The sequence below is a fragment of the Bradyrhizobium sp. 76 genome (assembly GCF_023073025.1).
Lineage (GTDB): Bacteria > Pseudomonadota > Alphaproteobacteria > Rhizobiales > Xanthobacteraceae > Bradyrhizobium.
Genome location: NZ_JADPIS010000059.1, coordinates 106,892 through 133,825, shown reverse-complemented (window position 1 = coordinate 133,825; position 26,934 = coordinate 106,892). Strand labels below are relative to the sequence as shown.

Below are 26,934 nucleotides of genomic sequence, written 5' to 3'. Positions count from 1 at the left end.
GAATTGTCGGAGGGGGCGAATTTTCGCAGGCTGGCTTCGAAAATACGAAGTCACGCCAGGCACTTGGCTACTGTGCATGGGGTTGTTTTCGCAGTTTTTGTTTGGGAGGCTTGGGGCCGCGCGGCCGCTTACCCCTTCGGTCCCCGCAGCTGCGCCGTCAGCTTTTCCATCGCTTCCGCCGCATCGCGCCACTGCGATAGCCAGCTGCGCGGAAAGCGGAAGGTGAGGTCGGCGCCGCCGACGCGGCGTTCGGCGAGGCACATGCCGGGCGTCGCCCCATCGCGCGTGCAGCGCGCGGTCAGCGCCGGACTTGCGGCAGAATAGAGATCCTCGCTGCCGTACGGCGTATCGGCGCGGAACATCCGCATCGTCAGCCCGTCCTGGGGCATTGCCGCGGCCTGGTCGAGATAGCGCGGATAGATCGTGGCGGTGCGCTGCTCGGGCGAGAGCGCATCGCGATGCGCGGCGATCGACAGGAAGATGCGGTCGATCGGCTGCATCGCCGCATCCACGCTGTCGGCGGTGACGTGCTTCGGCGCGCCCGGCGGCTCCAGCGAAGGGTACAGGAAGTCGAGATCGATCCGCTCCTGCGGCCCGGAGTGGCGCTGGATCTTCATGCGGATCGCGTTGGTCGGCAGGTTGAACAGCGTGCCGCCGACGCTCACTGGCAGCTTGTCCGGGGCGCTCGCGCCGCTCGAGCCCCAGGTCGGCCACAACAAATAGGCGACGAGCGCGACTGCGCACACCGCGGCAATGCCGCCGAGCACGATCGGGATCGCGTGGCCCCGGGTGCGCGCCCGGGGAGACTGAGGGGAGGTTGCCGAAAACACCGTCATGAGCCGCGCGAATGAGCCGGAAGTCGGCCGATGGCCGACGAATCAGCGGCGAATATGCCACGTGGTGGCGATTTCGCGGAGCGTTCACCGGCTGCAGGGAAGGGAGAGAGGCCTGCGTGGGACGGCTGGCGGCGTTAACCTTCCCTTAAGGATAATGTAGCGTTAACCGGCACTCTTTGTCACAGGAAGGCTCTGGCGTTGCGTAAGGGCGGACCGTTCCGATGACACCTGAAGCTCTCAATACATTCTTCTCGATCGGCATCGGATTCGCGCTCGCAGGCGCGCTCGTGAGCGGATACCAGACGGTCGCACAGCGGCCCGCCGGCTTCGGTCTGTTGCAGGACGGCGTGGCGCCGAAGACCTTCGCGGCGGTTCCGTTTCTGGTGTTCGCGGCGCCTTTCATCATCATGCGCAACACCCTGCGCGGCAGGCAGCTGGAGAGCCGTCGCGTGGAATTCGTGATGATGGCCACCGTCATCGCCGGCTTCTGGAGCATGATGAGCGGCACCTTCTTCCTGATGACGCTCCGCGCGGCCGGCGTTCTGGTCTGATGCGCGCGCTGTAGGGCTGCCCGCGCGGCGGCCCTTTGCGTCAAGGCTGCCGTTTCGCTATGGCTGGGGTTGACCCGACAGGAGACCCTCATGGCGATCTACGAGCTCGACGGGCAGGCGCCCGACCTTCCCGCCGACGGCAACTACTTCATCGCGGAGACCGCCACCGTCATCGGCCGCGTGCGCCTGAAGCCGGGCGCGAGTGTTTGGTTCGGCGCAGTGCTGCGCGGCGACAATGAGTGGATCGAGGTTGGCGAGGGCGCCAACGTGCAGGACGGCTCGACCTGCCACACCGATCTCGGTTTTCCGCTTCACATCGGCAGGAACTGTACGGTCGGCCATAACGTCATCCTGCACGGCTGCACCATCGAGGAGGGCGCACTCGTCGGCATGGGCTCCATCGTGATGAACGGCGCCAGGATCGGCCGCAACAGCATCGTTGGCGCCGGCTCCGTCATCACCGAGGGCAAGGAATTCCCCGAACGGTCCCTGATCATCGGCTCGCCGGCGCGGGTCATCCGCACGCTCGACGACGCCCAGGTGCAAAAGATGGGCAGCGCGGCGAAGTTCTACGTCGCCAACGGCCCGCGCTTCACGAAGGGCCTCAAGCGGATCGGGTGAGCTCAGCTTCCTTCGGACTCGCGCGCTTCTAGTGCGCTTGCGACCTTCTCGTGCCCCGCGGACCATAGAGCATGCTCGTCGCTGCCGTCCTGGTACGGATTGGCTTCCGCCGGAATGTTTTGACGCGCCGCGCGTTCGCCTTCTGCAAAAGCATCGCGATCGTTCATCGTGACTGCGCCTTTCTGTTTCTGGAGCAGAAGATCGGCTTGAGCGTGATCGTGCCCGCCTTCCCGGTTTCAAGCTGATGCGACGGCATTTGTTCCGGAACCGGTGTTGGCTGCGGCGGTTGACGGGCGAAGGAGAATTTCGATGGCCAGCTTGCCTACAGCCCGTTCAATCAAGACCGTGATCGTGATCTTCGCCCTCGCCGCGATGCCGGCCGTATCGTTTGCGCAAGCCACCGGCGGCTCCGCAGGATCGGCCGGAGGTGTCGCCAATTCTCCGGCTCCCGCGCCTGGCACCAACAGTCTGGGTACGGCGCAGTCATCGGGAGCGAATGCCTCCTCCGGAACCACCACCGGTGCAGGCGGATCCACCGACGCCGCCGTCAACGCGGAGAACCGGCTGCTCGACAAGAAGCTGAAGAGCATCTGCCGCGGCTGCTGATGCTCGCGCGGAAGTGAGACAGTGAAGCTGTCAGGAACGCCTCAAGCCGATTAGCTTGGTCCTGCTTTGAAGCGTGGAGCGTCTCCACGCGGAGGATCGAGTGATGTTACGCAAGATGATGATGGCGGCGCTCGCCGTCGCGGCAGTCGCGCTGTCGGCCCCACAGGCGGCCCAGGCGCGGGGCGGTTTCGGCCACGGTGGCGGCGGTTGGGGCCATGGCGGAGGCTGGGGCCACGGAGGCGGCTGGCGCGGCGGCGGCTTCTGGCCGGGAGTCGCCATCGGGGCGGGTATCGCTGGCGCGGGTTATTACGGCAGCTATTACGGCTATGGCCAGCCGTATTACGGCGATCCCTATTACTATGGTACCGGCTACGACGATGGTGGCTATGGCAGCTGCTACGTCGTGCGCAAGCGCGTCATGACGCCGTCGGGCTGGCGCATCCGCCCCGTAGATGTCTGCGAATAGGCGGCGGTACCCGTCAAAAAACAAGGTCGCTGACGCAATATACCGTCAACGACCTTGCCAGCCCCGGACATTGAAATCGGCTCACGCCATCCGGTAATGGCGAGCATCGCTTGGAATCACACGGGCGAATGTGATCCAGTTCACAAGTCCAAAAATTTATGCGGCGCCGGCTGCTCAGCCGCGCGAGCGCTTGCGTGCACTGGCATGGACACGATGCCGTGCAGGTTTCCTGCGGGTAACCGAGGGAGTCTCCGCCTCACTCGCCCGGGCGCTGGCAAAGGATTGCCGCAGGCCGTCGATGGATTCGTTCAGTGTCGTGACCTGCTCGGACAGACGCTTGGTGTCGGCCTGCTGGAATGCGAGCAAGCGCTTCACACTCTGAAGCTGGTCCTGCACGACCTGAAGCTGGTCAATCGATTCCTGCTGGGTTGCTTCCAGCCCCTTTGTCTTCTCGACCAGCTGCTCGGACGCCTGTGCGGTACGTGCCTGAAGCTGCCGCGATGCCACCACCCGGTCGGTCTCGGGGGCTGAGCCGGTATAGGCGCGCCAGATCGCGATCGAGGTCACACCGGCGATCAGCAGGAGGAGGGCGGCGGCGGTCAGCGCGATGGGCTGGGCGCCGAGGCGAAGAAGCGGGTTGGACGGTGCGTCCTCTGCGAGATCGATCATCGCTGACAAAACCCAAATTGAAACTTGGTGAGTGGCGAAGACCGGCAACCCTGAGGCCGCCGGGTGTCCCGAAAGCGTTACGTTTCGGCAAGGAGTGGGACCAAAAAGAGGCTAAGAGCAAAAAAACCAACAATCATGAGGCCTTGAGACCTCCGAACGCCCGTCAGGGCAGAGATCAGGGCTGAAACGGCGAAAACGGACCTGAATAGGTCTTCGGGCGCGGCGCCGCATAGGGCCCGAACCGGGAGGTCTTCAGTCCCAGTCGGACCAGTGATTCTGCCAAGGTCACCGCGGCGGCGACGCCGTCGATCACGGGCAGGCCGTGCGTGGCGGCGAGTTCATTGGCGAGATCGGCCATGCCGGCGCAACCGAGCACGATGGCCTCCGCGCGGTCGTCGCGGATTGTGGCTGTGATTTCCATGGAGATTTTTGCGAGCGCGTCGGTGTTGCGCTCCTCCAACGCGAGCACCGGCACCTCGGCGGCGCGGACGCGGGCGCAGCGTTCGGCAAGGCCGTATTTTCGCAAATTATGCTCGATCGGCACGACGGAGACACCGAGCGTCGTCACCACGGCGAAGCGCGCGGCGATCAGGCTCGCCATGTGAAAGCCCGCCTCGCCAATGCCGATCACGGGTGCCTTTGCCGCGGCGCGCGCGGCGTCGAGACCGGTGTCGTCGAAGCAGGCGATGATATGCGCGTCCGCGCCGTCGCGATCGGCCTCGCGGATGCAGCCGAGCATGCCGGGGACGGCGAAGGCCTCGTCGTAAAATCCTTCGATCGAAACCGGACCCATCGCCGGCTGGCGCGCGTCGATCAATGTGTCGGGCAGGGCGATGCTGCGCGCCGCGGCGGCAATCTTCGCCGTCATCGACGCCGTGGTGTTGGGGTTGACGACGTGGAGTCGCATCAGATCAGACAAGCCCTTTGCCGGCGTCCGAGCCTTTGGCCGCCTGCCGCCTGTTCAACACGTGGATGGTGCCGAGTGCAAGGCTGATCACCGTGAACGAGACGGCGGAGATCACGGTGCCGAGCGCATAGATGTCGGGGTTGGTCACGGTGGTGGTGAGGCCCTGGAGATCGAGAGGCAGCGTGTTCACCGCACCGATCGCCTGGCTGGAGCGTGCGAGCTCGTCCCAGGAGAGGGTGAAGCCGAACAGGCCGATACCGATCACCGAAGGCAGGATGATCGGCAGCACGACATGACGGAACGCCTGCCACGGCGTCGCACCGAGATCGCGCGCGGCTTCCTCGAGCCTGGGATCGAAGCGGTTGAAGATCGCGAACATGATGAGCAGGCCGAACGGCAGCGTCCAGGTCAAATGTGCACCGAGGCCCGAGGTGAGCAGGCCCATCGAGGTCTCGAAATTCTCGTTCCAATGCGCCTTGATCAGGTCGTCGATGATGCGGAATTCGAGCGAGATGCCGAGCGAGGTGATGATCGAGGGCACGATCAGGCTCGCGATCGCCGAATAAAATAAAATGCTCTGCGCCTTGAACTTGCGGCGAAACGCCATGCCCGCCGCGACCGACAGCACGACGGTGACGATCATCACGATAATGCCGAGCAGCAGCGAACGGCGAAACGCCGCGCCGAGATCGACGATGCCGGTGCCCTGGAACAGTTTTGCGATCCAGAAAGTCGACACACCGTTCATCGGGAAGGTGAGGCCACCCTGCGGCCCCTGGAACGACAGCACGTAGATCGCGATCATCGGGCCGTAGAGAAACAGCGTGTAGGCTGCGAAGAAGATCGCAAGCACGTAGAAAGAGCGCGGGCGTCCTTCCTTCATGCTCTAGAGCTCCTTCTTGATGTCGACGATGCGCGACATCATGGTGATGATCAGGAACGTGATGACGAGCAGGATCACGGCGTTCGCGGCGGCGGCCGGGAATTGCAGCGCGTTCACCCGCGTCTCGATGATCTTGCCGGCGGCCGCGATCTGCTGGCCGCCCATCACGCCGATGGTGATGAAGTCGCCCATCACGATGGTGATGACGAAGATCGAGCCGATCACGATGCCGGGCTTGGCGAGCGGGATGATGACGTTGACGAGCGTCTGGAAGCCGGTCGCGCCGGCGTCATAGGCGGCCTCGATCAGCGATTTGTCGATGCGCACCATCGAGTTGAAGATCGGCACCACCATGAAGAAGGTGAAGAGGTGAACCAGCGCCAGCACCACGGAAAATTCGGAGAACAGCAGCCATTCAACGGGATGGTTGATCAGCCCCGTCTTCACCAAGCCTGAGTTGACAAGGCCATTGCGCCCGAGCAGCGGGATCCAGGCGATCATGCGGATCACGTTGGAGGTCCAGAACGGGATCGTACAGAGTAGCGACAGTCCCATCTGCCAGGTCTTTGACTTGACGTGGAAGGCGAGGAAGTAGGCGACCCAGAAGCCGATGAAGAGGGTGATGACCCACACGAGGAAACAGAGCTTCAGCGTCTTCAGATAAGTCTTGGCGATCGTGCAGAGATCGGGGAGCTGCGCAATGCAGCCCTCGAACGTGTCGGTGTAGCCGCGGCCCGAGAAAGCCGGCAGCAACTGATATTCGTTGTAGTCCCAGAACGAGACGATGACGACGAAGACGAGCGGGATCAGGAAGAAGGCGAGGAACACCAGCATCATCGGCCCGGCCTGAAGCCAGGAGATGAAGGAGGGCGACAGCCGCACCGCTTTGCTGCGGCGCGCCGTCTCCGATCCCCGGACCAGGTCCGGGGATGCCTGTTGCAAAATGTCCTCCGACGTGTCCATCAGATTACGCCGCGATGAACTCGTTCCACTTGCGGACCATGTAGTCGTTTTCGTCCATCACAGCGTTCCAGCATGCGACGCCACCCATGCGGTCCTCGTAGGAGCCGCCGTCGCGCACGGCGCCGGCCTTTTCGAGCAGCGAGCCGTCGGGCGCCTTGATGTCCTTTTCGGCCGCCTTGCCTTCCATCCAATAGGCCCACTCGTAGGGCTCCATATGAGCCTTCGCGGTGGAGAGCACGGCGGAGTAGTAGCCCTGGCGGTTGAGATAGGCGCCGGCGTAGCCGGACAGGAACCAGTTGACGAACTCATAGGCCCATTCGAGCTTCGCACCCGAGACGCCCTTGGAAACGCAGAAGCCCGAGGCCCAGGAGCGATAGCCTTCCTTGAGCGGCTGGAAGGTGCAGGCAATCCCCATCGAGCGGACCTTCGTCACCGCCGGCGACCACATCGACTGGATGACGGTCTCGCCAGAGGCCATCAGGTTGACGCTCTCGTTGAAGTCTTTCCAGAAGGCGCGGAACTGACCGGCCTTCTTGGCCTCGGTCATCACCTTCATGGTGAGATCGATCTCTTCCTTGGTCATGTTGCCCTTGTCGGCATATTTGTACTTGCCGGTGGCTTCCACGACCATCGCGGCATCCATGATGCCGATCGAGGGGATGTTGAGGATCGAGGCCTTGCCCTTGAATTCGGGATTGAGCAGCTCGGCCCACGAGCTGATCGGACGCTTGATGATATCAGGACGGATGCCGAGCGTGTCGGCATTGTAGACGGTCGGGATCAGGGTGACGAATTCGGTCGCGGACGTCGCGAACTTCTTGGAGTCTTTGCCTTCGAGATAGAGCACCTTCCAAGGCGCGGTACCCTGGCCGCCGATCTTCTTGCCGCCGGGCGTCTGGCCCTTGGTGAAGACGGGCGTGATGTTGTCGAATTCCTTGATCTTCCTGGCGTCGAGGGCAAGGATGTTGCCCGAGGGCACGATCTTCTTCAGCGCGAAATATTCGGTGTCCAGCACGTCGAAGGAATTCGGCTGGGTCATCACGCGCTTGGTGACGTCGTCGGTGGTCGCGGTGATGTATTCGATCTTGATGCCGGTGTCCTTCAGGCACTGCTTGGAGATCTCGTCGCCCTCGTTCACGGCGGTGCCGAGATAGCGCAGCACCTTCGGCTCGGCGGACATCACGTAGGGGAAGCCGGTGATCGCGCCGGAGCCGGCGGCGAGGCCGGCGAGCCCCGCGGTGCTCTTCAGTAGCGTGCGGCGGCTAAGGCCCTTGTTCCTGGTCGTTTCGGTCATATCACTCACTCCTCTGTTGCGCATTCCGGTGATTGATCGGCGCTATTGCAGACGTTGCGCCTTGGCGGGATCCCAAATGGCCACCACGCGATCGCCCGGCCGGAACTGGTGGACGTCGAAGGCGGCCTCGGGAAGGTGCGAGAACAGGGCGGTCCCGTCTTCCAGCGTGAGCGAGACGGCGATGTAAGAGCCCTGGTACTCGGTCTGGGTCAGCAGCGCCGGCGCGCCGAAGGCACCGTCAGTGAACGGCGCGATGCCGAGCTGATCGGCGCGCACGGCGATGAGTTTGCCTGCGTCGCTGAGAACGTTGTGGCCGCCGATGAAGCGCGCCACGAATTCGGTGCGGGGATGATGGAAGATGTCGCGGGCGCTTCCCTGCTGTTCGATCCTGCCCTGGTTCATCACCACGATGTGGTCGGCGAGCGCCATCGCCTCTTCCTGGCCGTGCGTGACCTGAACGAAGCTGATGCCAAGCTCGCGCTGCAGCCGCTTCAGTTCGCCCCGCATCTTGACCCGCAGGAACGGATCGAGCGCAGAGAGCGGCTCGTCGAGCAACAGGATCTGCGGCTCGGTGATCAGCGCGCGGGCGAGCGCGACGCGCTGCTGCTGGCCGCCGGAGAGCTGTGCGGGGAGGCGGGCCGCGTAGGGCGTCATCGCGACCAGTTCGAGCAACTCGCCGGCGCGCTTGTGCCGCGTCGCCCGGTCGATGCCGCGCATTTTCAGGGCAAACGCCACGTTGTCGATCACGGTGAGGTGCGGAAACAGCGCGTAGGACTGGAACATCATCGCCGTGCCGCGCTTGGCGGGTTCGAGATCGGTGACGTTCTGCGGACCCAGGATGATGTCGCCTTCACTGACCGCCTCGTGGCCGGCGATCATGCGCAAGGTCGAGGTTTTGCCGCAGCCGGAGGGGCCGAGCAGGCAGCAATAGGTGCCGGCCGGGATCTTCAAATTGACGGTGTCGACCGCCAGCGTCGTGTCGTAGCGCTTGGTGACGGCGACCAGTTCGAGGGCGGCAGGAGTGGCCATGGCGTGTCCGGGGCGAGGGCGATGCTGCGCCTCTCTCCGCAAGGTCCATGCCAATCGCCCTTGAATCGTTCTCGGCCGGCCGAATTCCAAAACAGTGCAGCGGAGTCAGATCGTTAGATCGAATCCCACGGGCGTGGGCGGCTCGCCGCTTTCGCTGTTGCGTGCACACAAAACAGGCGCAGATTGTATAAAGTTTCGCCTGTGATTGGATACAGCTGGTCGATTAGGATTCGACGCCATCTTCGACGATCGAGTCCTCACCCCCATGGCCGCCAAGTCCCGACCGAAATCCGACGCGCCAGATGCGAGCGATCGCGTCAGCCGCATCCGGGAAGGCGTGACGGCGGCGATCCTCGAGCATCGCCTGCTGCCCGGCACGAAACTCGGCGAGGACGAGATCGGCGAGATCTACGGCGCAAGCCGAACGTTGGTTCGCACCGCGCTTCAACAGCTCGCGCATGACGGCATCGTCAACATCGAGAAGAACCGCGGCGCCTTCGTCGCGCGGCCGACGCCTGCGGACGCGCGCGAAGTGTTCGAGGCGCGCCGCCTGATCGAGCCGACGATCGTCGATCACGCCGTTGACGCGGTGTCGCCGGCCTGGATCGGGCGTCTCCAGCGGCATCTTGCCGAAGAACGCGAGGCGGAGCTGCGTGGCGATGCTCGTGCTTCGGTCCGCCTCTCCGGTGACTTCCATCGACTCGTCGCCGAGATGAGTGGCCACAGCATCTATCTCGGTTTTCTCAAGGAGCTGATTGCGCGCTCCTCGCTGATCATCCTGCTCTACCGCCGGCACGACACGCCGGCCTGCGGCACCGATCATCACGCCGGGATCGTCGCCGCGATCCGCAAATGCGACAGGGAGGCCGCGCGCGCGCAGATGTTGTCGCATCTGAACGAGATCGAGGCCGAGCTGTTCCTGAAGGATCCCGCCGCCGACGAGTTGCGGCTCGCGGACGTGCTCGGGCTCTGAGCTCAACGAGGCGCGTCCGCACCCGGGTGGGCACGGCGACGGCTATTGCGGCTCCAATCCGAGAGTCTTGATCGACTCGAGCCAGACCGGTCCTTCCTTTTCGTAGAGCGCAATCGAGGATGCGCGATCCATGGCCGGCGAATCGACGCCGAAGGCATCGAGCAGCTTCTGCACGCGCTCGGTCTTGCCGCCTTCGGCCATCAACTTGGCGAGCATGTCGATCCGGTCTGCCGGCATCGCAGCGGGCGCCACCAGCGCGGTAAAGCTGATGAGCTGGAAGACATTGCCGGTGACCCCTTGCTCGGCAAATGTCTTGGTCTCGGGCAGCTTCTTCATGCGCACCGGTGTCGGCACAGCAATCGGGCGGCCGATGCCGGTATCGAGCACCGGAAGCGCAGCCTGATAGCTGCCGACCGCCGCCTGGATCACCCCGGCGGCCAAATCCTGCCACATCGGCGCTTCGCCGCGGTAATGCACGATGGAAATGTCGAGACCGAATTGGCGGTTGAGCTCGGCGATCGCAATATGCGCGAACGAGCCGATCCCGTACGAGCCGGCCGTGACCTTGTTGCCACGTGCGTACGCGACGAACTCTTCGATCGTCTTTGCATTGGTGGCGGAATGGACCACCAGCGGTAGATGCCCCGAAGGCGTCACCGCGACGATCGTGAAATCCTTGTCCGGATCATAGGCCAGCGATTTCAGCAGCAGCCGGTTACCGAGCAGGGTGGACGAGATCGTGTACATCAGCGTGTAGCCGTCGGCCGGGGAATCCTTCACCGACTGTGCCGCCAGCGCGCCGCTGGCTCCGGTCTTGTTTTCGACAATGACCGGCTGGCCAAGCTTCTGCGAGATATAGTCGCCATACGCGCGGGCGAAGGCATCGGTGATGCCGCCTGCCGGCGTGGAGACGACGATCTTGATTGCCCGGGTCGGCCACGCTTCGGCCCAAGCCGTTTCAGAAGCGGCTATCGTCAGGCATGCAATCGCGGCAGCCCAAATTCTCGCGGATGTCCGCACTTCGGCCTCCCCCTTTTCCCTGTGTCATTGGGCAGCCGGCAGCCACCGCAACGAGGTGTCACACGGGCAAAGAGGAGGGTCAAGAAATCAAAATATCGTTTCACTGTGTGAAATGATCATCGCCGACCTGCATGAGAACCCGGCGCGGCAAGCTTGGCCCCGAGCGCCTCCGCAAGTGCGGAAGCGACTTTCTTCATCGAAGGTACGAAGCGGCGTATGCCTTCCTCCGGACTGACCGCTTCGCGGAGCATCATCACGTTCATGCTGCCGAACAGCCGGTTCTGAAGCGCGACGGGAACGCCAAGCGCCCAGACCGCGCCGCCGAAGATACTGCGGCTGTAACTGTCGTCCATCACCGCGAAACCGGCTTTGCGGATCGTGCGCAGCGCCTTCGTGAGCTTGTCGGGATTGCGCGCCAGATCGTTCCAGGGCTCGGGACCGAGGGCAAGCCGCGCGGCAATGCGCTCCTGCTCGGCGGGCTCGCAGAAGGCGAGATAGGCGCGTCCCATCGAGGTGCCGAGGACGGGAAAGCGAAAACCCGGCGGGCGGCTGAACAGCAGCGAGCCATCCACGCGCGTCGTGTGGGCGATGACCATGGACTCCTGATCGAGCACCGCGATGTCTGACGGCCAGTGGATCTGCTTGCGGAATTTGTTGAGGATGGGTTCGGCGATGCCGCCAATCCAGGTCGGCTCGTCATAGCCTGCGCTGAGCAGCAGCGCGCGTCCCGTCGGCGCGTAGCTGGTGGGCTCGGTACGGCGCACCACATAGCCTTCGTGCTCCAGCGTCTCGAGCATGCGGACGATTGTTGCCTTGTTGAGCCCCGTCGCCTTGTGCAGCGAGCCGACGGTCGACTGCCGTTCCTGATTGATCACCCGCAGGACTTCGAGGCCCCTGGACAACGCGATGACAGGACGGAACGACGTCATGGCAGCTCCTTGTGATTGCCTGTGCCGCTAGCCGATGAAGCAACCGCCGGGGGACAGGGCAGCGCGCTCGATGCCATCGTCACCGATTGCGGGAAGGCCATGATGAGTCAAGTCCGCTGACGCGTTCATTTCGGTTTCGAGTAGAGCGGAATTCGCAGTCAATTCGATCGCTTGCTGCGCCCGGCGGCAATTTAGTTCCTGTGGTCGAGCTGGATTGTGCGCTCGCAACGCGTGTGGATGGTCGGGCGCTGCGACGTCACGTGACTAGTCCTCGCGAGGCGCACCGGCTATAGGATGACGCTCTGTCATCGAACTGTCATGTACCTGTAAATGCTCAAGTCAGACGCAACGCCGGTTCGCAAGTACCCGAGCGCGCGGGATGGGAATCCTGTTGCGAAGGACAACAAGAGAACGCAAGTCGTCGCCGGCTTCTTCAGGCAGCGTGAACCCGCCGAGCTCGTCGCGGAGCCCGTGATCGATCAGACGCCATCGCAAGATGCGGAACCGGCAGCGGAACCACTCCGGTCGAGCGCTGCCGCGCATGCCGGTGAGATCGAGCTCAAGCTTCTGGTCGATGCCGATCGCATGGCGTATTTCAACGCTGCGCCCGTCATCGCGGCGAACGCGCGCAACAAGGGCACGCGCAAACATCTCAAGTCCGTCTATTACGACACGCCGGAGCGGACGTTGCGGCGCAACGGCTTGAGCTTGCGCGTTCGTCAGAGCGGCGCGCGCTTCGTCCAAACCGTGAAGACCGATGCGGCGGACGATCCGCTCCGCCGCGGCGAGTGGGAGGCGGGGGTACCATCGCTTGCGCCCGATCTGGCTCTCGCGATGCCCTTCATTCCGGAGAAGCTTCGTGGCCAAGTGGAAGCGCAGCCGCTCGAAGCGGTCGTCACCGCCGATGTCCGTCGTCATGCGCGGATGATCGACCTGCCGTCGGGCACGGTCGAGATCGCCTTCGACCGGGGCGAGTTGACGGCCGGCAATCGTTCACTGCCCGTGAGCGAGATCGAGCTGGAGCTCAAGAGCGGCAGCGCGAGCGCGATCTACGAGATCGCGCTGCGGCTCGCGGAGCACGGCGACGTAATGCCGTCGATCCGCACCAAATCGGCGCGCGGCTTCGATCTTGCCGCCGACAAGCCGCCCTCGGCGCGGCGTCCGCGAAAACTTCGTCTCGATCCGTCGGTGACATTGGACGAGGCGTTCGCGACAATCCTGCGCTCCTGCTTCCTCCATTTGCTTCAGTCGCTGCCGGCGGCCGAGGACGGCCGTAATCCGGAAGGCGTCCATCAGCTGCGCGTCTCGCTGCGCCGGCTTCGATCTGCGCTGGGTCTGATGCGGTCGGTCGGCGCGCTCAGCAATCTCGATGCGCTGCGGTCGGAAGCCAGATGGCTGGCGCAAGACCTCTCCGCCGCGCGCGACTGGGATGTGTTCCGGCTCGACACCTTGCCGACGATCGCAACAGCCTGTCCGTCGGTAGCGGGCTTCGATGCGCTGGGCCGGGCTGCGGCCGGGCGTCAGTCGGACGCCTATCGCAAGGCGCATGATGCGCTCGAAGATCGCGGCTGCGCCGTGTTCCTGCTCGGCCTCGGCGGCTGGATCGAGACGAGGGGCTGGCGCAACGACGTCGCCGCGCAGGATCTCGGCCAGCTTGCCGAGCCCGCCGTCACCTTCGCGCAGCGCATTCTGTCGGAGCAATATGCGAAGGTGCTCAGGCGCGGCCGCCGCTTCAAGTCGCTTTCCGCCGAAGGTCTGCACCGCCTGCGGCTCGCGACCAAGCGGCTGCGCTATCTCAGCGAGTTTCTGCTGCCGCTGTTCGCAGATCGCAAATCCGCGCGAAAATTCTCGCGCAGGCTGGCCGGCCTGCAGGAGCAGCTTGGCGCCTTCAACGATATGGCGGTCACGGCATCATTGCTCGACGGGCTTGATGCCGAGCCCGACTGCGCCATCGCCGCGGCGGCGATCGCCGGCTGGCAGGCGCGCGCGTCGGTCGGGGTGCAGCCCGCCCTGCAAAGCACATGGCGCGATTTCACCGCCGCGCGCGTGCCCTGGTCGCGGCAGACGCCGCAGGACTAAGCGAAGCACATCCCCCAAAAAAGTTGCGGCCAGCCATTGGGGGATGGCTGGCCGCGCGCGAACCGGTCTGGGACGGGGAGGGGTGGGGATGTGACCGGGTCGCGTATCTCTTTCGCTTGTCTCTACTGATCTCTCGCGCTGGCGGTGGAGACCGCCGGCTTGGTGTCGCCGAGCGAGACCCAGACGTTTGGATCGCTCTGCGACTGGCGCTTGACGAAGCGGTAGCCGGTCTCCGTCCAGGCAACGACGTTCTCGTTCTGATTGTCGAGAACGAACTCGCCCTTGTCGGTTTTCACCGTCAGCACCGCGTGTCCTTCGCCCTTCTTGTCGCGCACGACGGTGATGAGCAGGGCCTCGCGGGGCCATCCGGCATCGATCAGCATCTTGCGCTTCAACAGCACGTAGTCTTCACAGTCGCCGTAACCGTCCGACGGCAGCGACCATTTTTCGATCACGCCCCAGTGCTCCTGGTCGGTCAAAGGCTTGACGGTCTCGTTGACCCAGCGATTGACCTTGACGAGGTCGCGCCATGCAGCCTGCGACATCACGATGTCGCGCGGTTGCGTCGGTGCGCCCTGGCACTGGGCGGCATTATCCGCACAGAACTCGACCCAGCCGATCGGCGCACGCGTGGTGTCGCCGAGGCTTGCGTAGAGCAGACGGCCTTCGCCGGCCTGCGCTGCCGCGCTCATTCCGAAGAGCATGGCGGCCAGCGCCATTCCCTTCCCCTGTCCCCTGAAATCAAACATTGCGGCCCCCGTTTCTTGTTGGGACCACATTGCGCAGGCAGCTTTTGAGTTGCCGCTAAGCCAGTCAAGTCAAGTCGAGACGAATACAAGTAAAACACGCGGCGAATTCGATCTATACTTGAGTCAAACTTGAATAAAATTCGATATGACTTCAATTGATTCAAATTTTATCGATTAACGCGGAAACGCTGGCGGAACCGTTGTTTGCGCGCACCCGCAGCCTCCGCGTTAACCCGCGCGAGGCCCGTCACGACCCATGAAAAAGGCGGCGTCCGCATCGCGGAGGCCGCCTTCAGTACTGGAAATGCAGGGGTTTTGGTGCCTTCGCGCTTTACCGCGCGGTAACGCTCTCTTCGAGAGTTTCAATTGGCTGCGAATGCATGAACTCGAGCGCGAAGCCGTCTTCGAGGTTTCGGACCACGCGGCCCTGCACCCGGCCGAGCAGAACCGTCGATTTCAGGGGCGGCCGGTTCTCGGCGGCGATGGCGGCGCCCGACAGCGAAAGGTCGATGATGCGGCAGGTCATCTTGGTGCCGTCCTCGAGCGTCAGCACCGCGATCGGGTTGCGCGGTACGATACGATCGTGGCGGCGGTCTTCCGGCAAATTGAGGATGTCGCGGTTGGCAAGCCAGGTCAGCTGTGCCGCGAGCTTGTCGCGCTTTCGCGGTGTCGCACCGACCGTCATGGCGAAGCCATTGTCGATGATGCGGGTGATCTTGCCCTCGACGCGGCCGATATGGTCGAGATAGGCGACCACGCGGTCGCCGACATTGCCGATGCCGGGGGCCAGCAGTGCCAGCCCGCCCGGCGACATGTTGATCACCTGGCAAGGGAATTCACGGCGGTCCGGCAGCATGTAGCGGCCGAGCAGGTGAACCTTCACCCGCTGGAAACGCCGACGTTCCTCGGCGGCCGGAAGAAATTTTTTGTGCGCCAACGCCATTTTCACAACCCGACCCCCCGCCTGGCGGAGTCCAGGACGACCCTAAGGTGCACAGGGTTAATGCCGCGTTAGGATCGGGCGCGGCGATGACGAACAGACACAATGCGTTCGAAAAGCCACATCAGGGGCGGACAGGCCAGCACGGTCAGCGCGCCGAGGTCGAGCGCGACCGCGGCAGTGCCGGCCGATTTGGCGAGCCGGCCCGCCACCGCCGGCCCCAGCATCATCGCGGCATAGAAGAGAGTGTAGAACACGCCCATCCCGATCGCCCTGGTTTCAAGGGCAAGCACGCGGGCGGTGAGGCTCATGATCGGGCCGGCCGGAAGGCCCCCGAACAGGCCGATCAGGACGAGGATCGTGATCACGGCGTCGGATCGGGTCAGCCAGGCCAGCAGGGCGGCCACCACCAGGCTGGCCGCGATCGCCAGCACGAACGGCCGCTTGAAGCGATCAGCGAGATAGCCGCCTGCCGGCACTGAGATCACCGACAGCCACATCACGAGGCTGATCGCCGATCCCGCCGCGGCAATGCTCCAGCCGCGCTCGGCGAGCAGCGAGGGGCCGAACGAGAAGATCATGGCGAAGCCGACATTATAGAGGCCCCAGATCGCGCCCGCGACGATCACCGCTAGAAGCGCGAGCGGATCAAGCCGCCCTGAGCCGGCCGCGCTGGCGGTTGCTCCCGGCGGCGATTGGTAGAAAATGATCAGCACAATGCCGATCGCGGTCAGCGCGCCGGCCACGAGAAACACGGCGCCCGCGCCGTAAGCCGTGCCGATCGCCGGCAGCACCAGCAGCGAGATTGCAACGCCGGCCGGCCAGGAGTTGACGAAGATCGCCATCGCGGTGGCGATCTCCTTCCCCGCAAACCAGTCGGTGCCCATCTTGGTGAGCTGCACGGTCAGCAGCACGCCGCCGGCGCCCGAGGCGAGCCGGCCCGCCATCTGCCAGCCCCAGACGTCGGTGGTGGCCATGACGAGACTGCCCGCCGTCATCAGCAGCAGCGCTACGATCGTGGTGGGCTTGTCACCAAGGGTGCGGCCGATCGCGCCGCCCGGCAGCGCCAGCACGATGCCCGGTGTGAAATAGAGTCCGATCAGGATGCCAATATCGGCGAGTCCGACGCCGAAGCTCTGCTGCAGCAGCGGCGCGACCGCGGCCACGCTCTGGAACTGGAACGCGATGGTGAGGCGAACGACGAACAGGATCGCAAGTATGCCCCAGCGATTGCGCAACGCTTCATCTCCCCAAACCCTACATCGAGCGTGCGGTGGGGAGACGCCGGAGTCAACCGGCCGTCTTCCTCGTCGCGCGCCCATAGAGGAGACATAGCAGCGCCAGCAGCACCGCGGCCGAGAGCCCGAGCGACCAGTGAATGCCGATCGCCGCGCCGAACAGTCCGACCGTGATGCCGCTGAAGGCTCGCATCCCGAGCCCGGCCATGTTGTAGAGGCCGACGACGCGGCCGCGAATGTCGGACGGCGCGTTCAACTGCACCAGCGCCTGCGCCATGGTGTTGAACGACAGCTCGAAGAAGCCTGCAAAGAACAGCAGCACGATCGCGACCGGATAGATCCGCACCGAGGCGAAGCCGAGCAGCGCCACGCTCCACAGCATCGCGAGCATGATCGCGGTGCGCGGCGTGCCCTTGAGCCGTCCCCAGGATTCCAGCGCAACGCCGGCGAGCAGCGCGCCGGCCGCATCAGCCGCGAGCAGCACGCCGTAGGAGATTCCGGGATCGCCATGGCCGAGATCGCCGGCAAAGCCCGGCATCTGGGCGTGATAGGCGTTGCCGATCATGAACGAGGTGAGGCCGGCAAGCCAAGTCATCGCCGTCAGCACCGGCTGGGTGCCGATGGCGCGGATGGTCAGTATGATGTCGGCGAAGCCGCGCACGGCGAAGCGCCGCACCGCGACACTCTTGTCCCGCACCGGCGCCCAGAACAGCCACAGCAGCATCGGCAGATAGAATAGCGTGTTGAAGATGATGCCGTGCGAGGTGCCGAGCGTGAGCATGATGATTCCGCCGACGGCGGGTCCGACCAGAATGCCGAGATAGCGCGCCATCGCATTCAGCCGCACTGCGCTCGGAAGATCGGCCGGACCGACGAGATCATAGAGCAGCAGCTGGTTGGGCGTCTGCCACAACACGCCGGCGCAGCCATGGATCACCAGCAGCAGCATGGCGTGCCACATCTCGATGGCGTCGGTGATGAAGAAGAAACCCCATCCAGCCGAGGCAACAATGAACAGCAGCATGCCGCATTGAATGATGCGGCGCGGATCGACCCGGTCGGCCAGCCCTCCAACCGCGACCGAGAACAGCAGGAACGGCAGCCAGTGCGACAGCACCGCAAAGCCTGCCAGCGCCGGCGAATGGAATTTCTGGAACACCACCCAATAGCTGATCACGTGCTCGATATTGTCGGCCATCATCGCCAGCACGTAAGCCATGAACTGGAGCCGGTACGGCACCGACTTCATCGCCGCGAACGATCCGGACGCGACGGGATTCTGGGGGAGGGGGTTCAAGGGGGAGCACCTGGGTGGGACTTTCGCGCCGTGCCTACACGTTCGCCGTCGAGCGCTCAAGACACTTGGGTGTGTGAGAACAGCGGTCCCGTAGCTGGATGGAGCGAAGCGTAATCCGGGATTCTCGCCTGTGGCTCCCCGTATTCCGCTACGCTCCATACGGGCTACGCCCCCACGGCTTGGCACGGCCGCTCACCTCACATACGCTGCTCGTCAGCCCACACCAATCAGCCATCATAAAAATGGGCAGCGAGGAAACAGCCATGGACCAGATCCGCGTCTGCACCCACGCAGGGCCGGGCAGCGAGCCCGTCATCCGCAGCGTGCCGTGGCCGAAGGTCGGCAAAAAGGCCGCCCTGATCAAGGTCGGCGCGTGCGGCGTCTGCGGCACCGACCTGCACATTCTGAAGGGACATTGGCCGAGGCCGCTGCCATGGCCCTTCACGCTCGGCCATGAGCTCGGCGGAATCATCGTCGAATGCGGCGACGAATTCACCGAGGACTTCATGGGCAAGCCGCTCAAGGTCGGATCAAAAGTGATGATCCCGCCGCTGATGCCCTGCGGCCGCTGTTATTACTGCATCCATTATCCCCTGACCGCCAACAAGTGCCTGACGCCGGTCTATTACGGCCGCTATCTCGGCTTCGACAAGGCGCCTCACATGTGGGGCGGCTGGGCCGAATATGTCTATGTCGATCTCGACATGCTGCCAGGCACGAAGATCTACAAATTGCCGGACGACATGTCGCTGCGTCTGGGTGCGCTGTCGGAGCCGCTGACCTCCTGCATCCGTGCCTTCAATCGCGCGAGCCGCGCCGGCGGTTTTTGCTGGGGCGACACGGTGGTGATCCAGGGCTCGGGCCCGATCGGCATTCTCGCGGTCGCCGCCGCGCAGGAGATGGGAGCAGGGCGTGTCATCTGCGTCGGTGCGCCGGAGGAGCCGCGGCTCAAGCTCGCGCGCGAGTTCGGCGCGGAGGCGACGGTGAACATCGAGGAGATCAAATCGCCCGAGGCACGCATCGCGCGCGTGCGTGAGATCGTCGGCGGTTTCGGCGCCGATGTGGTGATGGATTGCTCGGGCCACCCCTCAGCCGGCCCCGAAGGCATCGAGATGCTGCGCGACGGCGGCACCTATGTCGAGATGGGCCAGTTCACCGACGCCGGCTCGATCGAGACCTCGTGGCACCGCATCTGCACCAAGGATCTCAATGTGTTGGGCTCCTGGGGTTTTACCGGCAACGATCTGCCGCTCGGCGTCGACATGCTCTACCGCACCCGTGACAAATATCCCTGGCTGAAGATGCAGACGATCTATCCGTTCACGGAAGACGGCGTCGCGCAGGCGGTGAGGGACGCGATGGCGATGAAGACGGTGAAATCGACGATCGTGCCGTGGCCGGAACTGGTGGAGTAGGCGATGGTATCGATTCCGCACGAGCTCGCGGCGTTTCTGGTCGAAGCCAAGCGGCGGACCTATGCGGGCCTCGACGACGACGCCACCGTGGCCGCTCCGCCGCTCAGAGGCTCAAAGCAGCTCGAGCATCGCGCGGCACCCTATGCCTATCGCGATATCTATTTCGGAATAGGGTTCTTTGTCGGCAGGAGAGCGTGTCTCGGGATGAGCGCGTCATTTGGTCGATGAGCTACAGCGGTGGCGTCCGCGCGGAGATCACGGATCGAGACACCTTCCTCGCGGTCTACAAATTCCTGCGCCAGGCGTTGCTGGACGTCAGCGTCGAGTATCCGTTTCGGGGCCCGCATCTGTTCGAGCAGGCAGGCATGATTTATCGGAACGAGGTCGAGGGCGCGCTCGATCGTTTCCACGGTGTCGAGACGATCGCGCGGCAGGATGGCGTGCCGCTCTATGCGGTCCGTTACAGTGGCGGTTTGTTGCGATAAAGTCTCGCGAGCCCTGTAGCCCGGATGGAGCGCAGCGTAATCCGGGATTCTCGCCTGTGGCTCCTCCTATTCTGCTACGCTCTATCCGGGCTACGAGCCGGCGTTTGGAATGAAGGACGAGATGACAACCGAACCGATCCAACGCACCCGCTCGCCCTTCCGCGCCATCCGTGCGATCGACTACACCGTCGTCTTCGTGCGCGACATGGCGGCGATGCGCCGCTTCTATGAAGACGTCCTCGCGTTTCCGCTGCTGCGGGAGCTGTCGGCGAACTGGATCGAGTACGGGTTGGGCCCCAACACGCTGGCTCTCGCTACACCGGGCCGGACCGCGACTGACACACCGACGCCGGCGGGCAGTGCCTCGCTGCAACTGGCTTTTAAGGTCTGCGCGGCCGGAGTCGATGCGTGTGCCGACGAACTTGCACGCCACGGCGTGGCGCTGCTGTCGCCGCCGACGAACCAGTCGTTCGGGCATCGGACGCTGTTCTTCCGTGATCCCGACGGCAATCTTTTGGAGGTCTATGCGGAGATCTGAACCCCGGGAGCGGGCGGCCGTGCACGAAAAGTTCCATCGAAAATCCCCGAGTTATTCACGCCGGGGTGAAACTTAGGCCCGGGTTTCGGCTTTCAGTTCACGGGAGAGTTCATCGTGAAGCGAATCCTGAAACCCGTCACTTACATCCTGGCCGCCATCTACTTCCTGGTGGATGCGGTCTTCATGGCTGTGGCGAGGCCAATCTCGCGCTGGATCGGGCGGCACCTCCAGTTGAAGCGATTGCGCGGCTGGATCAGATCGCTGTCGCCTTACTGCTCGCTCGCCCTGTTTTCCGTGCCCGTCATTATCCTGGAGCCGGTCAAGCCCGTGGCGGCCTATCTCGCGGCGACCGGCCAGGTCGTGAGTGGGGCGGTGACGTTCATCATCGGCGAGCTGCTCAAGCTGGTGCTGGTCGAGCGCCTGTTCCATCTCACCCGTGACAAGCTGATGAGGATTCCAGCCTTCGCCTGGGCCTATGGGAAGGTCACCGAGGTAAGGGCATGGCTGCAGGCGACCGAAGCCTGGCGCGCGGTCCGCGCCTTGGGCCGCGCGGCGAGGGACACTGTTGCGCGGGCCAGAGCCAGGCTGGCCGGCGGATTCGGCAGGCTGGTGACCACCAGGGATTAGGGCCCGCGCGTCGCTCTCTATGCGAGCTTGCGGGCCGCGGCGGTGGCCTTGTCGCCCGTGTTCGGCGTGCCGGTTGGCTCGATCAGCAGGAGATGAACTTCCTCGCGCGCGACCGGGCGATGCTCAACACCTTTGGGCACGACATAGAGTTCGCCCGGACCGAGCGTCACCGTGCGATCCCGCAATTCGATGTCCAGGCTGCCTTTCAGGACGAGAAAGAAATCGTCGGTGTCGTCGTGCTTGTGCCAGGTGAACTCTCCCTTCACCTTCACCACCATCACGTCGCAGTCGTTGAAGGTCGTGATCGTGCGCGGAGACCAGAAATCCCCAAAAGTCGCGAGTTTGTCGGCAAGCGATATGCCGTCGGCCATGTGTCACCCTTCTTTGCTTCCTCGTTAGGCACGATTTGGGGGCGACGCGCTGGGGCGACAAGACTTGCGTCTCGACGGCTGTGGTCTCGTCGCAAGGCGTGCAGTCGCCACACAAGCCGTTCGACCGAGAGAGGTCATGTGCACATCTCGGCACGCCCAATGGTGTGAAATTGAGCCGGGTGGCCGCGAAACCCTCTGCTTCGGCGCAAAGTCCCGCTATATGCAGCAAAACGGCCCGGAAACGCTGGATGTAGTGGGTCGAGCTGGCCAGTAAGCTTATTCTCGGCATCACCAAAGCCATGCGTCATAGGCATGGTGATTTGCCCGCACTTGGCGTAAAGAGCGTCCAAATCAAATCACCACGCGTGCGGCTGGACCATTTGCCGCCTACGCAGCTTCAGGTCGCGCGGCTCGACGTTCCGCGCCTGGACCAACCAAGGTTTATCCCGTGTCTTTTCCGACCATGAGTGCGCCGCTCGCCCGAGCTTTGGCCGAGCGCAACTACGACCGTCCGACCCCCGTTCAGCTCGCCGTGCTCACGGACGAGGCCGCAGACCGCGACCTCTTGGTTTCGGCCCAGACCGGCTCCGGCAAGACCCTGGCCTATGGGCTGGCGATGGCCAAGGACCTGTTGGGCGACGCCGAGCGGTTCGAGCGGGCGGGTGCACCGCTCGCCCTGATCGTGGCGCCGACCCGCGAGCTTGCCCTGCAGGTCCATCGCGAGCTGGCGTGGCTGTACGAGCATGCGAGTGGGCGCGTCGTCTCCTGCGTCGGCGGCATGGATCCCAGGCGCGAACAGCGCGAGCTTGTGGCCGGCGCTCATATCGTCGTCGGCACGCCCGGCCGGCTGTGCGATCATTTGCGCCGCGGCCGTCTCGACATCTCGGAATTGAAGGTGGTCGTGCTCGACGAGGCCGACGAGATGCTCAATCTCGGCTTTCGCGAGGACATGGAGTTCATCCTCAAGACCACGCCGGACACGCGCCGCACCCTGATGTTCTCGGCGACATTCCCGCGCGGCATCGTCGCGCTGGCCAAGCAGTATCAGCAGCGGGCGTTCCGGATCGAGGTCGCTGGCGACGAAGGCGGTCACGCCGATATCGAGTACCGCGCGATCCGGATCGCGCCCGGCGATGCCGAGCACGCGGTCGTCAACGTGTTGCGCTTCTACGAGGCGCCGAGCGCGCTGGTGTTCTGCAGCACGCGCGATGGTGTCCGGCATTTGCAGGCGGCGCTGCTGGAGCGCGGCTTCTCCGTGGTCGCTCTGTCCGGTGAATTGACGCAGAACGAGCGGACCACGGCGCTGCAGTCGCTGCGGGACGGACGTTCGCGCGTCTGCGTGGCGACCGACGTCGCCGCCCGCGGCATCGACCTGCCCAGCCTCGATCTCGTCATTCATGCGGACCTGCCCAACGATGCCGAGGTCATGCAGCATCGCTCCGGCCGCACCGGCCGCGCGGGCCGCAAGGGGACGAGTATCCTGCTGGTGCCGCCCGTGCGGCGGCGGCGTGCGGAAATGCTGCTCAACGTCTCGGGCATCGACGCGGTCTGGGGGACGGCGCCGCAGCCGGATGAGATCCGCAAACTCGATCACGAGCGCATGAAGGACGTGCTGTTCACGGAAGAGACCACCGCCGACGATCTGGCGCTGGCGCAGGCCCTATTGGCCGAGCGGTCCGCTGAGGATATTGCCGCTTCACTCGCACGGCTCTATCGCGCGCGGCTGCCGTCGCCCGAAGACATTATGGATCCCGGCGAGCGGAGCAGCCGGCCGCGCGAGGATCGCGGCCGCAATGATACGCGCGCACCGCGCGACGATGTCCGCGCTTCGCGTGGCGACGATCGGCCCGAAAGGGCTCGACCCAAAGCGGGAAAATCGTCGTCGAAGCATGGCATGGCGGATGGCAGCGTCTGGTTCCGGGCCAACATCGGACGAAAAAAGAATGCGGAAGCGCGCTGGCTGTTGCCGATGATCTGCCGTCGTGGCGGCATCGACAAGAACGATATCGGCGCAATCAAGATCATGGACACCACGACCGAGTTCGAAATTTCCGAGCGGGTCGCGGAATCCTTCGCCGTGAAGATCAAGCGTCCGGACAAGGAAGACAATATCCGCCTCGAGCCGATGGCGGATGCGCCGCAGCGGCAAACGGCTTCGGAAGAGCGGTCCCACGCGCCGCGGCGCGACAGCGGCGACAGCGATCATCGCGACCGCGCGCGCGAGCCGAGCGGGTTCAAGCCGCAAGGCAAACCTCAAGGCAAGCCACATGGCAAGCCGCACGAAAAGCCGTACGGCGAGCGCACACCGAAATTCGACGATGCTCCTTCCTTCGCAAAGAAGAAAAAGCACAAGAACAAGCCGGGCCACGCCGAGCCCTCGGTCACGTCGTGGTCTGAGAAGGGCGCCGCCGGAAAGAAGCCGAAGACGAAAAAGAAGCATCGCACCTGACGGCCGCCTTCCGGCGTCGCCGGGGAGGGGCGTTACGTCGCAGCGAGGTCGCGCAGCATGTAGGTTGCGCTGTCGCCGTAGGTCGCAAGCTTTGCCCGCAGCTCCGCATCCGCCGTGACGGGCCGAAAGCCGAGACGCTCCCACAGCGGCCGCGTGGCGTAGACCGACACCAATGCGAGCGTCGCGATCCCTGACGCGCGCGCGAGCTGTTCGATCGCCAACACGTAATCGCGCGCAGCGCCGCCGCGAAAGTCGGGCAGCACCGCGACGTCGTGCAAATAGAGGCAGTCCGCATCGCCGGGCAATTGCTCGAGCAAGCCGTCGAGCGGCGGAATCCGGTGCTGCATCCAGGGATGCGCGAGACCGTAGCCGACGATCCCGTCGTCCATGGCAAGCACGCGGCAACCATCGGGATAGAGCCGCATCTTTTCCGCGAACACCGTGGGGCGTTCAGGCAGATCAGGATGGATCCGCGCTGCGATCGTGCTGATCGCCGGCAGATCGGAGGCGTGCGCGGGACGCCAATGCGGCTTGCTCATGTCGACCCGTCGTTCCGTCTCCATCATCCCAGTTTATTCCGATGTGACGATGCGTGCAGCGAAAAAAATCCTTGCCGCCATCTCAGGAATACGGCGGCTCGCGCGGCGTCCTACCCATGCAAGCCCATTGCATGACAGGAGAGACCGTGACGACATCCTCGATCCGCCTCGCGCTCACGCTCGCAATATCGCTGGCGATGATTCCCGCCGCTTTCGCGGCGCCGCCGACAAAGACCGGCAAGACCGACAAGGGCAACGTGCTCACCGACGCCAAGGGCATGTCGCTCTACACTTTCGACAAGGATGCGGACGGCAAGTCGGCCTGCAATGGTCCGTGCGCGACCAACTGGCCGGTGCTGAAGGCCGAGGCGAGCGATGCCGCCGCCGACGGCTACACCGTCATCACGCGCGACGACGGCTCGAAGCAGTGGGCCTACAAGGGCAAGCCGCTCTACACCTTCGCCAAGGACACCAAGCCCGGCGACGTCACTGGCGACGGCTTTCTGAACGGCGCGTGGCATCTGGCGATGCCGTGAGCAGGGTGCACTGCTAGCGCAGTCCCTCATACACCATCAGCCCGCGTGCGATCTGCAGCTTGCGGATCGCACGCGGCAGCAGTTTTTCCGGCTGGTGCAGATAGCGCCAGGAGGTGAGGGCGAACGGGCCCAGCGCGCCGCATTCGTCGTCGAACTGCGCGAGCACGCCTGTCACGCTCACTGGTGTATGCGGGCGGGCGTTGAACGGCAGCAGCAGCAGCTCGAGATAGGCCTTGCTGCCGTCCTCGCGTGTGGCGGTGACGCCGGCGATTGCGCCGAGGCTCTCGTCGGCGACGATGGTCGTGATCTCTTCGATCTCGCGGCGGCTGGCTTCGTTGAACAGCGCCGCAAAGCTCGAATCCTTGAGGTCGCACCCGGCGAGCGCGCAGACGCGCGTGCCCGCGACGCGGAACGGGAAGCCGAGATTGGGCTCGCAGGACAGCACGAAGATGTCACCGAGCAGGCCGCGCACGGCGGCCGGATCGATATCGGCCCGGTCTGGCGCCCGCGCAGTGCCGCGCTTCTCGTTCCAATATGCGAAGAACTCGCGGCTCGACGGATGTTTCATGACTGAACGCTTACCCCGGGGCGCAACCTTGCGGGACAAACCTGTCCCGCTTCAGTGCAGCCGCGATCCCTGTGTTGTTGTGCAGGAGGGGCTTTGCAGCGTCCATGCCGCAGCGGCGTTTTCGGCGTCCCTGGCGCTGCCTTTGCGTCGTTAACGTTAAATTAACTATGCCCTTTCCGTGCGCCGCCCCGCTGCTATGGTGATCGCGGTCGCAAGTTTCGCCGCTTTTCTCCAGGTTCTCGGCGAGGCCTGTACACAGGCGTCAAACAGTTTGGTCACCGGCCGCGGGGAGGGGTGGGGATACTCCCGTCTCTCTGGGTACCGGAAGTCCGACACGGATAGGCAGGGCTTTCCCAGGGCCCTGCCTTTTCCTTTTGTGCACTTGCGCAGGGCGGGCAAAGGCGACTATCTCCAAGGCCTGTCGTTACGCCTGTCGCTCCGATCGCGCCTGAAAGCGAAGCCGCCTTGGATTCCCCGCCAAATTCTCCGCCGCAAGATCCTCCGTCGCAAGATGCTTCGCTGGAGGTGCCGGCCGTCGTTGAGGAGGCTCCGCGCGAGCCGATCCTGACGCTGCCGTTCGCGCTGACGGCCTATATCCTCTTGCTCGCGGTGATCCATCTGCGGGTGCTGCTGCCGCCGGAGCTCGAGAACTGGACCATCGACGTCTTCGGCTTCATCCCCAAGCGCTACGATTCCTCGCTACTCAATCTGGAGATTCCCGGTGGGGCCGGCGCCAAGGTCTGGACCTTCGTCACTTATTCGCTGCTGCACGCCAATCTCACCCATCTCGGCTTCAACGTGCTGTGGCTGTTGCCGTTCGGCAGCGCGCTGGCGCGGCGCTTTGGCGCCATCAGGTTCTTCCTGTTCCTGGCGGTGACGGCGGCGGCCGGCGCGCTCGCCCATCGCGTCACCCATGAGCACGCGGTGGCGCCGATGATCGGCGCCTCGGCCTCGGTGTCCGGCGCGATGGCGGCGGCGATCCGCTTCGCCTTCGTTCGCGGCAGCTTCCTGTCTTTCAGCCGATCGGATGCCGATACCGCCGCAAGAGTTCCGGCGCTGCCGCTGTCGCGCGCGTTGCGCGACGGGCGAGTGCTCGGTTTCCTCGCGGTTTGGTTTGGCGTCAACATCGTCTTCGGCGTCGGCGCGATCGGCGTTGACAGCGAGACCACGAGCGTTGCCTGGCAGGCGCATATCGGCGGCTTCCTTGCCGGCCTGTTGCTGTTCACGCTGTTCGATCCCGTGCCGCGCGCGCGAAGCGATGCTGCGGATGCGTCATCACAGGACATTTCAGACCGTATTTGAAGCGGCGCTTGCGGCGCCGCCCGAATTCATCCATCATTCCCGAGAAGAATGTTC

The 26,934-nt window shown here is 64.3% G+C and carries 31 protein-coding genes; 15 read left to right on the top strand and 16 right to left on the bottom strand.

Annotated elements, in window-relative coordinates; all coding sequences use genetic code 11:
- Nucleotides 1-128 precede the first annotated feature (128 nt).
- Nucleotides 129-836, bottom strand: coding sequence for a hypothetical protein (locus tag IVB48_RS13000; protein ID WP_247400289.1), 708 nt, complete (start codon nucleotides 834-836; stop codon nucleotides 129-131).
- 221 nt (nucleotides 837-1,057) lie between these two features.
- Between IVB48_RS13000 and IVB48_RS12995 the strand changes: the two genes are divergently transcribed.
- The 5 genes from IVB48_RS12995 (at nucleotide 1,058) to IVB48_RS12975 (ending at nucleotide 3,080) form a co-directional block, all read left to right on the top strand.
- Entirely contained in the window at nucleotides 1,058-1,387 is a 330-nt protein-coding gene (locus IVB48_RS12995; RefSeq protein WP_007611845.1) for a hypothetical protein, read from the top strand.
- Nucleotides 1,388-1,477: 90 nt separating this feature from the next.
- A complete protein-coding gene (locus IVB48_RS12990; RefSeq protein WP_247400288.1) occupies nucleotides 1,478-2,008 on the top strand; it encodes a gamma carbonic anhydrase family protein in 531 nt (176 codons plus the stop codon).
- A 71-nt stretch (nucleotides 2,009-2,079) separates the two neighbouring features.
- Nucleotides 2,080-2,253, top strand: a complete 174-nt coding sequence (locus IVB48_RS12985) for a hypothetical protein (protein ID WP_247400551.1) — start codon at nucleotides 2,080-2,082, stop codon at nucleotides 2,251-2,253.
- A gap of 64 nt (nucleotides 2,254-2,317) precedes the next feature.
- A complete protein-coding gene (locus IVB48_RS12980; RefSeq protein WP_247400287.1) occupies nucleotides 2,318-2,614 on the top strand; it encodes a hypothetical protein in 297 nt (98 codons plus the stop codon).
- A gap of 103 nt (nucleotides 2,615-2,717) precedes the next feature.
- Nucleotides 2,718-3,080 (top strand): hypothetical protein, encoded by a 363-nt coding sequence (locus tag IVB48_RS12975; protein ID WP_247362231.1) that lies wholly within the window; start codon nucleotides 2,718-2,720, stop codon nucleotides 3,078-3,080.
- Nucleotides 3,081-3,254: 174 nt separating this feature from the next.
- Here the strand turns inward: IVB48_RS12975 and IVB48_RS12970 are convergent, their stop codons facing one another.
- The 6 genes from IVB48_RS12970 to IVB48_RS12945 form a co-directional block, all read right to left on the bottom strand.
- The gene (locus IVB48_RS12970; protein ID WP_247362229.1) at nucleotides 3,255-3,749 is read right to left on the bottom strand and encodes a hypothetical protein; all 495 of its coding nucleotides are present in this window, start codon (nucleotides 3,747-3,749) and stop codon (nucleotides 3,255-3,257) included.
- A 175-nt stretch (nucleotides 3,750-3,924) separates the two neighbouring features.
- A complete protein-coding gene (locus IVB48_RS12965; protein WP_247400530.1) occupies nucleotides 3,925-4,656 on the bottom strand; it encodes an aspartate/glutamate racemase family protein in 732 nt (243 codons plus the stop codon).
- 4 nt (nucleotides 4,657-4,660) lie between these two features.
- On the bottom strand, nucleotides 4,661-5,539 hold the full coding sequence (locus IVB48_RS12960) for an ABC transporter permease (RefSeq protein ID WP_027567789.1): 879 nt from the start codon (nucleotides 5,537-5,539) through the stop codon (nucleotides 4,661-4,663).
- A 3-nt stretch (nucleotides 5,540-5,542) separates the two neighbouring features.
- Nucleotides 5,543-6,502 carry an ABC transporter permease gene (locus IVB48_RS12955; protein ID WP_247287152.1) on the bottom strand — a complete coding sequence of 320 codons (960 nt, stop codon included), beginning with the start codon at nucleotides 6,500-6,502 and terminating at the stop codon, nucleotides 5,543-5,545.
- A 4-nt stretch (nucleotides 6,503-6,506) separates the two neighbouring features.
- Nucleotides 6,507-7,796, bottom strand: a complete 1,290-nt coding sequence (locus tag IVB48_RS12950; RefSeq protein ID WP_247400286.1) for a PotD/PotF family extracellular solute-binding protein — start codon at nucleotides 7,794-7,796, stop codon at nucleotides 6,507-6,509.
- Nucleotides 7,797-7,838: 42 nt separating this feature from the next.
- Entirely contained in the window at nucleotides 7,839-8,825 is a 987-nt protein-coding gene (locus IVB48_RS12945; protein WP_247362227.1) for an ABC transporter ATP-binding protein, read from the bottom strand.
- Nucleotides 8,826-9,090: 265 nt separating this feature from the next.
- On the opposite strand from IVB48_RS12945, the gene IVB48_RS12940 reads away from it, so the two are divergent.
- On the top strand, nucleotides 9,091-9,798 hold the full coding sequence (locus IVB48_RS12940) for a GntR family transcriptional regulator (RefSeq protein WP_247400285.1): 708 nt from the start codon (nucleotides 9,091-9,093) through the stop codon (nucleotides 9,796-9,798).
- A 42-nt stretch (nucleotides 9,799-9,840) separates the two neighbouring features.
- Here IVB48_RS12940 and IVB48_RS12935 read toward each other — a convergent pair whose 3' ends face one another.
- The gene (locus IVB48_RS12935) at nucleotides 9,841-10,818 is read right to left on the bottom strand and encodes a tripartite tricarboxylate transporter substrate binding protein (protein ID WP_247400283.1); all 978 of its coding nucleotides are present in this window, start codon (nucleotides 10,816-10,818) and stop codon (nucleotides 9,841-9,843) included.
- Nucleotides 10,819-10,934: 116 nt separating this feature from the next.
- The gene (locus IVB48_RS12930) at nucleotides 10,935-11,747 is read right to left on the bottom strand and encodes a helix-turn-helix domain-containing protein (protein ID WP_247400281.1); all 813 of its coding nucleotides are present in this window, start codon (nucleotides 11,745-11,747) and stop codon (nucleotides 10,935-10,937) included.
- Nucleotides 11,748-12,077: 330 nt separating this feature from the next.
- Between IVB48_RS12930 and IVB48_RS12925 the strand changes: the two genes are divergently transcribed.
- Nucleotides 12,078-13,826 (top strand): CYTH and CHAD domain-containing protein, encoded by a 1,749-nt coding sequence (locus IVB48_RS12925; RefSeq protein WP_247400279.1) that lies wholly within the window; start codon nucleotides 12,078-12,080, stop codon nucleotides 13,824-13,826.
- 122 nt (nucleotides 13,827-13,948) lie between these two features.
- On the opposite strand, the gene IVB48_RS12920 is transcribed toward IVB48_RS12925, so the two are convergent.
- From IVB48_RS12920 to IVB48_RS12905, 4 genes are all read right to left on the bottom strand, one after another.
- Complete coding sequence (locus tag IVB48_RS12920) at nucleotides 13,949-14,575, bottom strand: transglutaminase-like cysteine peptidase (RefSeq protein ID WP_247287143.1); 627 nt, start codon at nucleotides 14,573-14,575, stop codon at nucleotides 13,949-13,951.
- 331 nt (nucleotides 14,576-14,906) lie between these two features.
- Nucleotides 14,907-15,518 (bottom strand): PilZ domain-containing protein, encoded by a 612-nt coding sequence (locus IVB48_RS12915; RefSeq protein ID WP_007602573.1) that lies wholly within the window; start codon nucleotides 15,516-15,518, stop codon nucleotides 14,907-14,909.
- 68 nt (nucleotides 15,519-15,586) lie between these two features.
- A complete protein-coding gene (locus tag IVB48_RS12910) occupies nucleotides 15,587-16,753 on the bottom strand; it encodes an MFS transporter (protein ID WP_247400277.1) in 1,167 nt (388 codons plus the stop codon).
- Nucleotides 16,754-16,805: 52 nt separating this feature from the next.
- Entirely contained in the window at nucleotides 16,806-18,050 is a 1,245-nt protein-coding gene (locus tag IVB48_RS12905; protein ID WP_256468893.1) for an MFS transporter, read from the bottom strand.
- A 263-nt stretch (nucleotides 18,051-18,313) separates the two neighbouring features.
- On the opposite strand from IVB48_RS12905, the gene IVB48_RS12900 reads away from it, so the two are divergent.
- From IVB48_RS12900 to IVB48_RS12880, 5 genes are all read left to right on the top strand, one after another.
- The gene (locus tag IVB48_RS12900; RefSeq protein WP_247400276.1) at nucleotides 18,314-19,465 is read left to right on the top strand and encodes a zinc-binding dehydrogenase; all 1,152 of its coding nucleotides are present in this window, start codon (nucleotides 18,314-18,316) and stop codon (nucleotides 19,463-19,465) included.
- A 3-nt stretch (nucleotides 19,466-19,468) separates the two neighbouring features.
- On the top strand, nucleotides 19,469-19,693 hold the full coding sequence (locus IVB48_RS12895) for a hypothetical protein (protein ID WP_247400274.1): 225 nt from the start codon (nucleotides 19,469-19,471) through the stop codon (nucleotides 19,691-19,693).
- Nucleotides 19,690-19,950 (top strand): DUF5680 domain-containing protein, encoded by a 261-nt coding sequence (locus IVB48_RS12890; protein ID WP_247362210.1) that lies wholly within the window; start codon nucleotides 19,690-19,692, stop codon nucleotides 19,948-19,950. Before IVB48_RS12895 ends, IVB48_RS12890 begins: the two co-directional genes overlap by 4 nt.
- A 109-nt stretch (nucleotides 19,951-20,059) precedes the next feature.
- On the top strand, nucleotides 20,060-20,488 hold the full coding sequence (locus IVB48_RS12885; RefSeq protein ID WP_247400273.1) for a VOC family protein: 429 nt from the start codon (nucleotides 20,060-20,062) through the stop codon (nucleotides 20,486-20,488).
- A 114-nt stretch (nucleotides 20,489-20,602) separates the two neighbouring features.
- On the top strand, nucleotides 20,603-21,115 hold the full coding sequence (locus tag IVB48_RS12880) for a hypothetical protein (protein ID WP_247400272.1): 513 nt from the start codon (nucleotides 20,603-20,605) through the stop codon (nucleotides 21,113-21,115).
- A 17-nt stretch (nucleotides 21,116-21,132) separates the two neighbouring features.
- On the opposite strand, the gene IVB48_RS12875 is transcribed toward IVB48_RS12880, so the two are convergent.
- A complete protein-coding gene (locus tag IVB48_RS12875; protein WP_219683835.1) occupies nucleotides 21,133-21,486 on the bottom strand; it encodes a cupin domain-containing protein in 354 nt (117 codons plus the stop codon).
- Nucleotides 21,487-21,949: 463 nt separating this feature from the next.
- Here IVB48_RS12875 and IVB48_RS12870 point away from each other — a divergent pair, with 463 nt between their 5' ends.
- The gene (locus tag IVB48_RS12870; protein ID WP_247400526.1) at nucleotides 21,950-23,935 is read left to right on the top strand and encodes a DEAD/DEAH box helicase; all 1,986 of its coding nucleotides are present in this window, start codon (nucleotides 21,950-21,952) and stop codon (nucleotides 23,933-23,935) included.
- Between the two features lie 32 nt (nucleotides 23,936-23,967).
- On the opposite strand, the gene IVB48_RS12865 is transcribed toward IVB48_RS12870, so the two are convergent.
- Nucleotides 23,968-24,474 (bottom strand): GNAT family N-acetyltransferase, encoded by a 507-nt coding sequence (locus tag IVB48_RS12865; protein ID WP_247400271.1) that lies wholly within the window; start codon nucleotides 24,472-24,474, stop codon nucleotides 23,968-23,970.
- Nucleotides 24,475-24,620: 146 nt separating this feature from the next.
- On the opposite strand from IVB48_RS12865, the gene IVB48_RS12860 reads away from it, so the two are divergent.
- Nucleotides 24,621-25,010: a hypothetical protein gene (locus IVB48_RS12860; protein ID WP_027567806.1), complete on the top strand. Its 390-nt coding sequence runs from the start codon at nucleotides 24,621-24,623 to the stop codon at nucleotides 25,008-25,010.
- 13 nt (nucleotides 25,011-25,023) lie between these two features.
- Here the strand turns inward: IVB48_RS12860 and IVB48_RS12855 are convergent, their stop codons facing one another.
- Nucleotides 25,024-25,578, bottom strand: a complete 555-nt coding sequence (locus IVB48_RS12855; protein WP_247400270.1) for a PAS domain-containing protein — start codon at nucleotides 25,576-25,578, stop codon at nucleotides 25,024-25,026.
- 525 nt (nucleotides 25,579-26,103) lie between these two features.
- On the opposite strand from IVB48_RS12855, the gene IVB48_RS12850 reads away from it, so the two are divergent.
- Nucleotides 26,104-26,880: a rhomboid family intramembrane serine protease gene (locus IVB48_RS12850; RefSeq protein WP_247400269.1), complete on the top strand. Its 777-nt coding sequence runs from the start codon at nucleotides 26,104-26,106 to the stop codon at nucleotides 26,878-26,880.
- Nucleotides 26,881-26,934 lie beyond the last annotated feature (54 nt).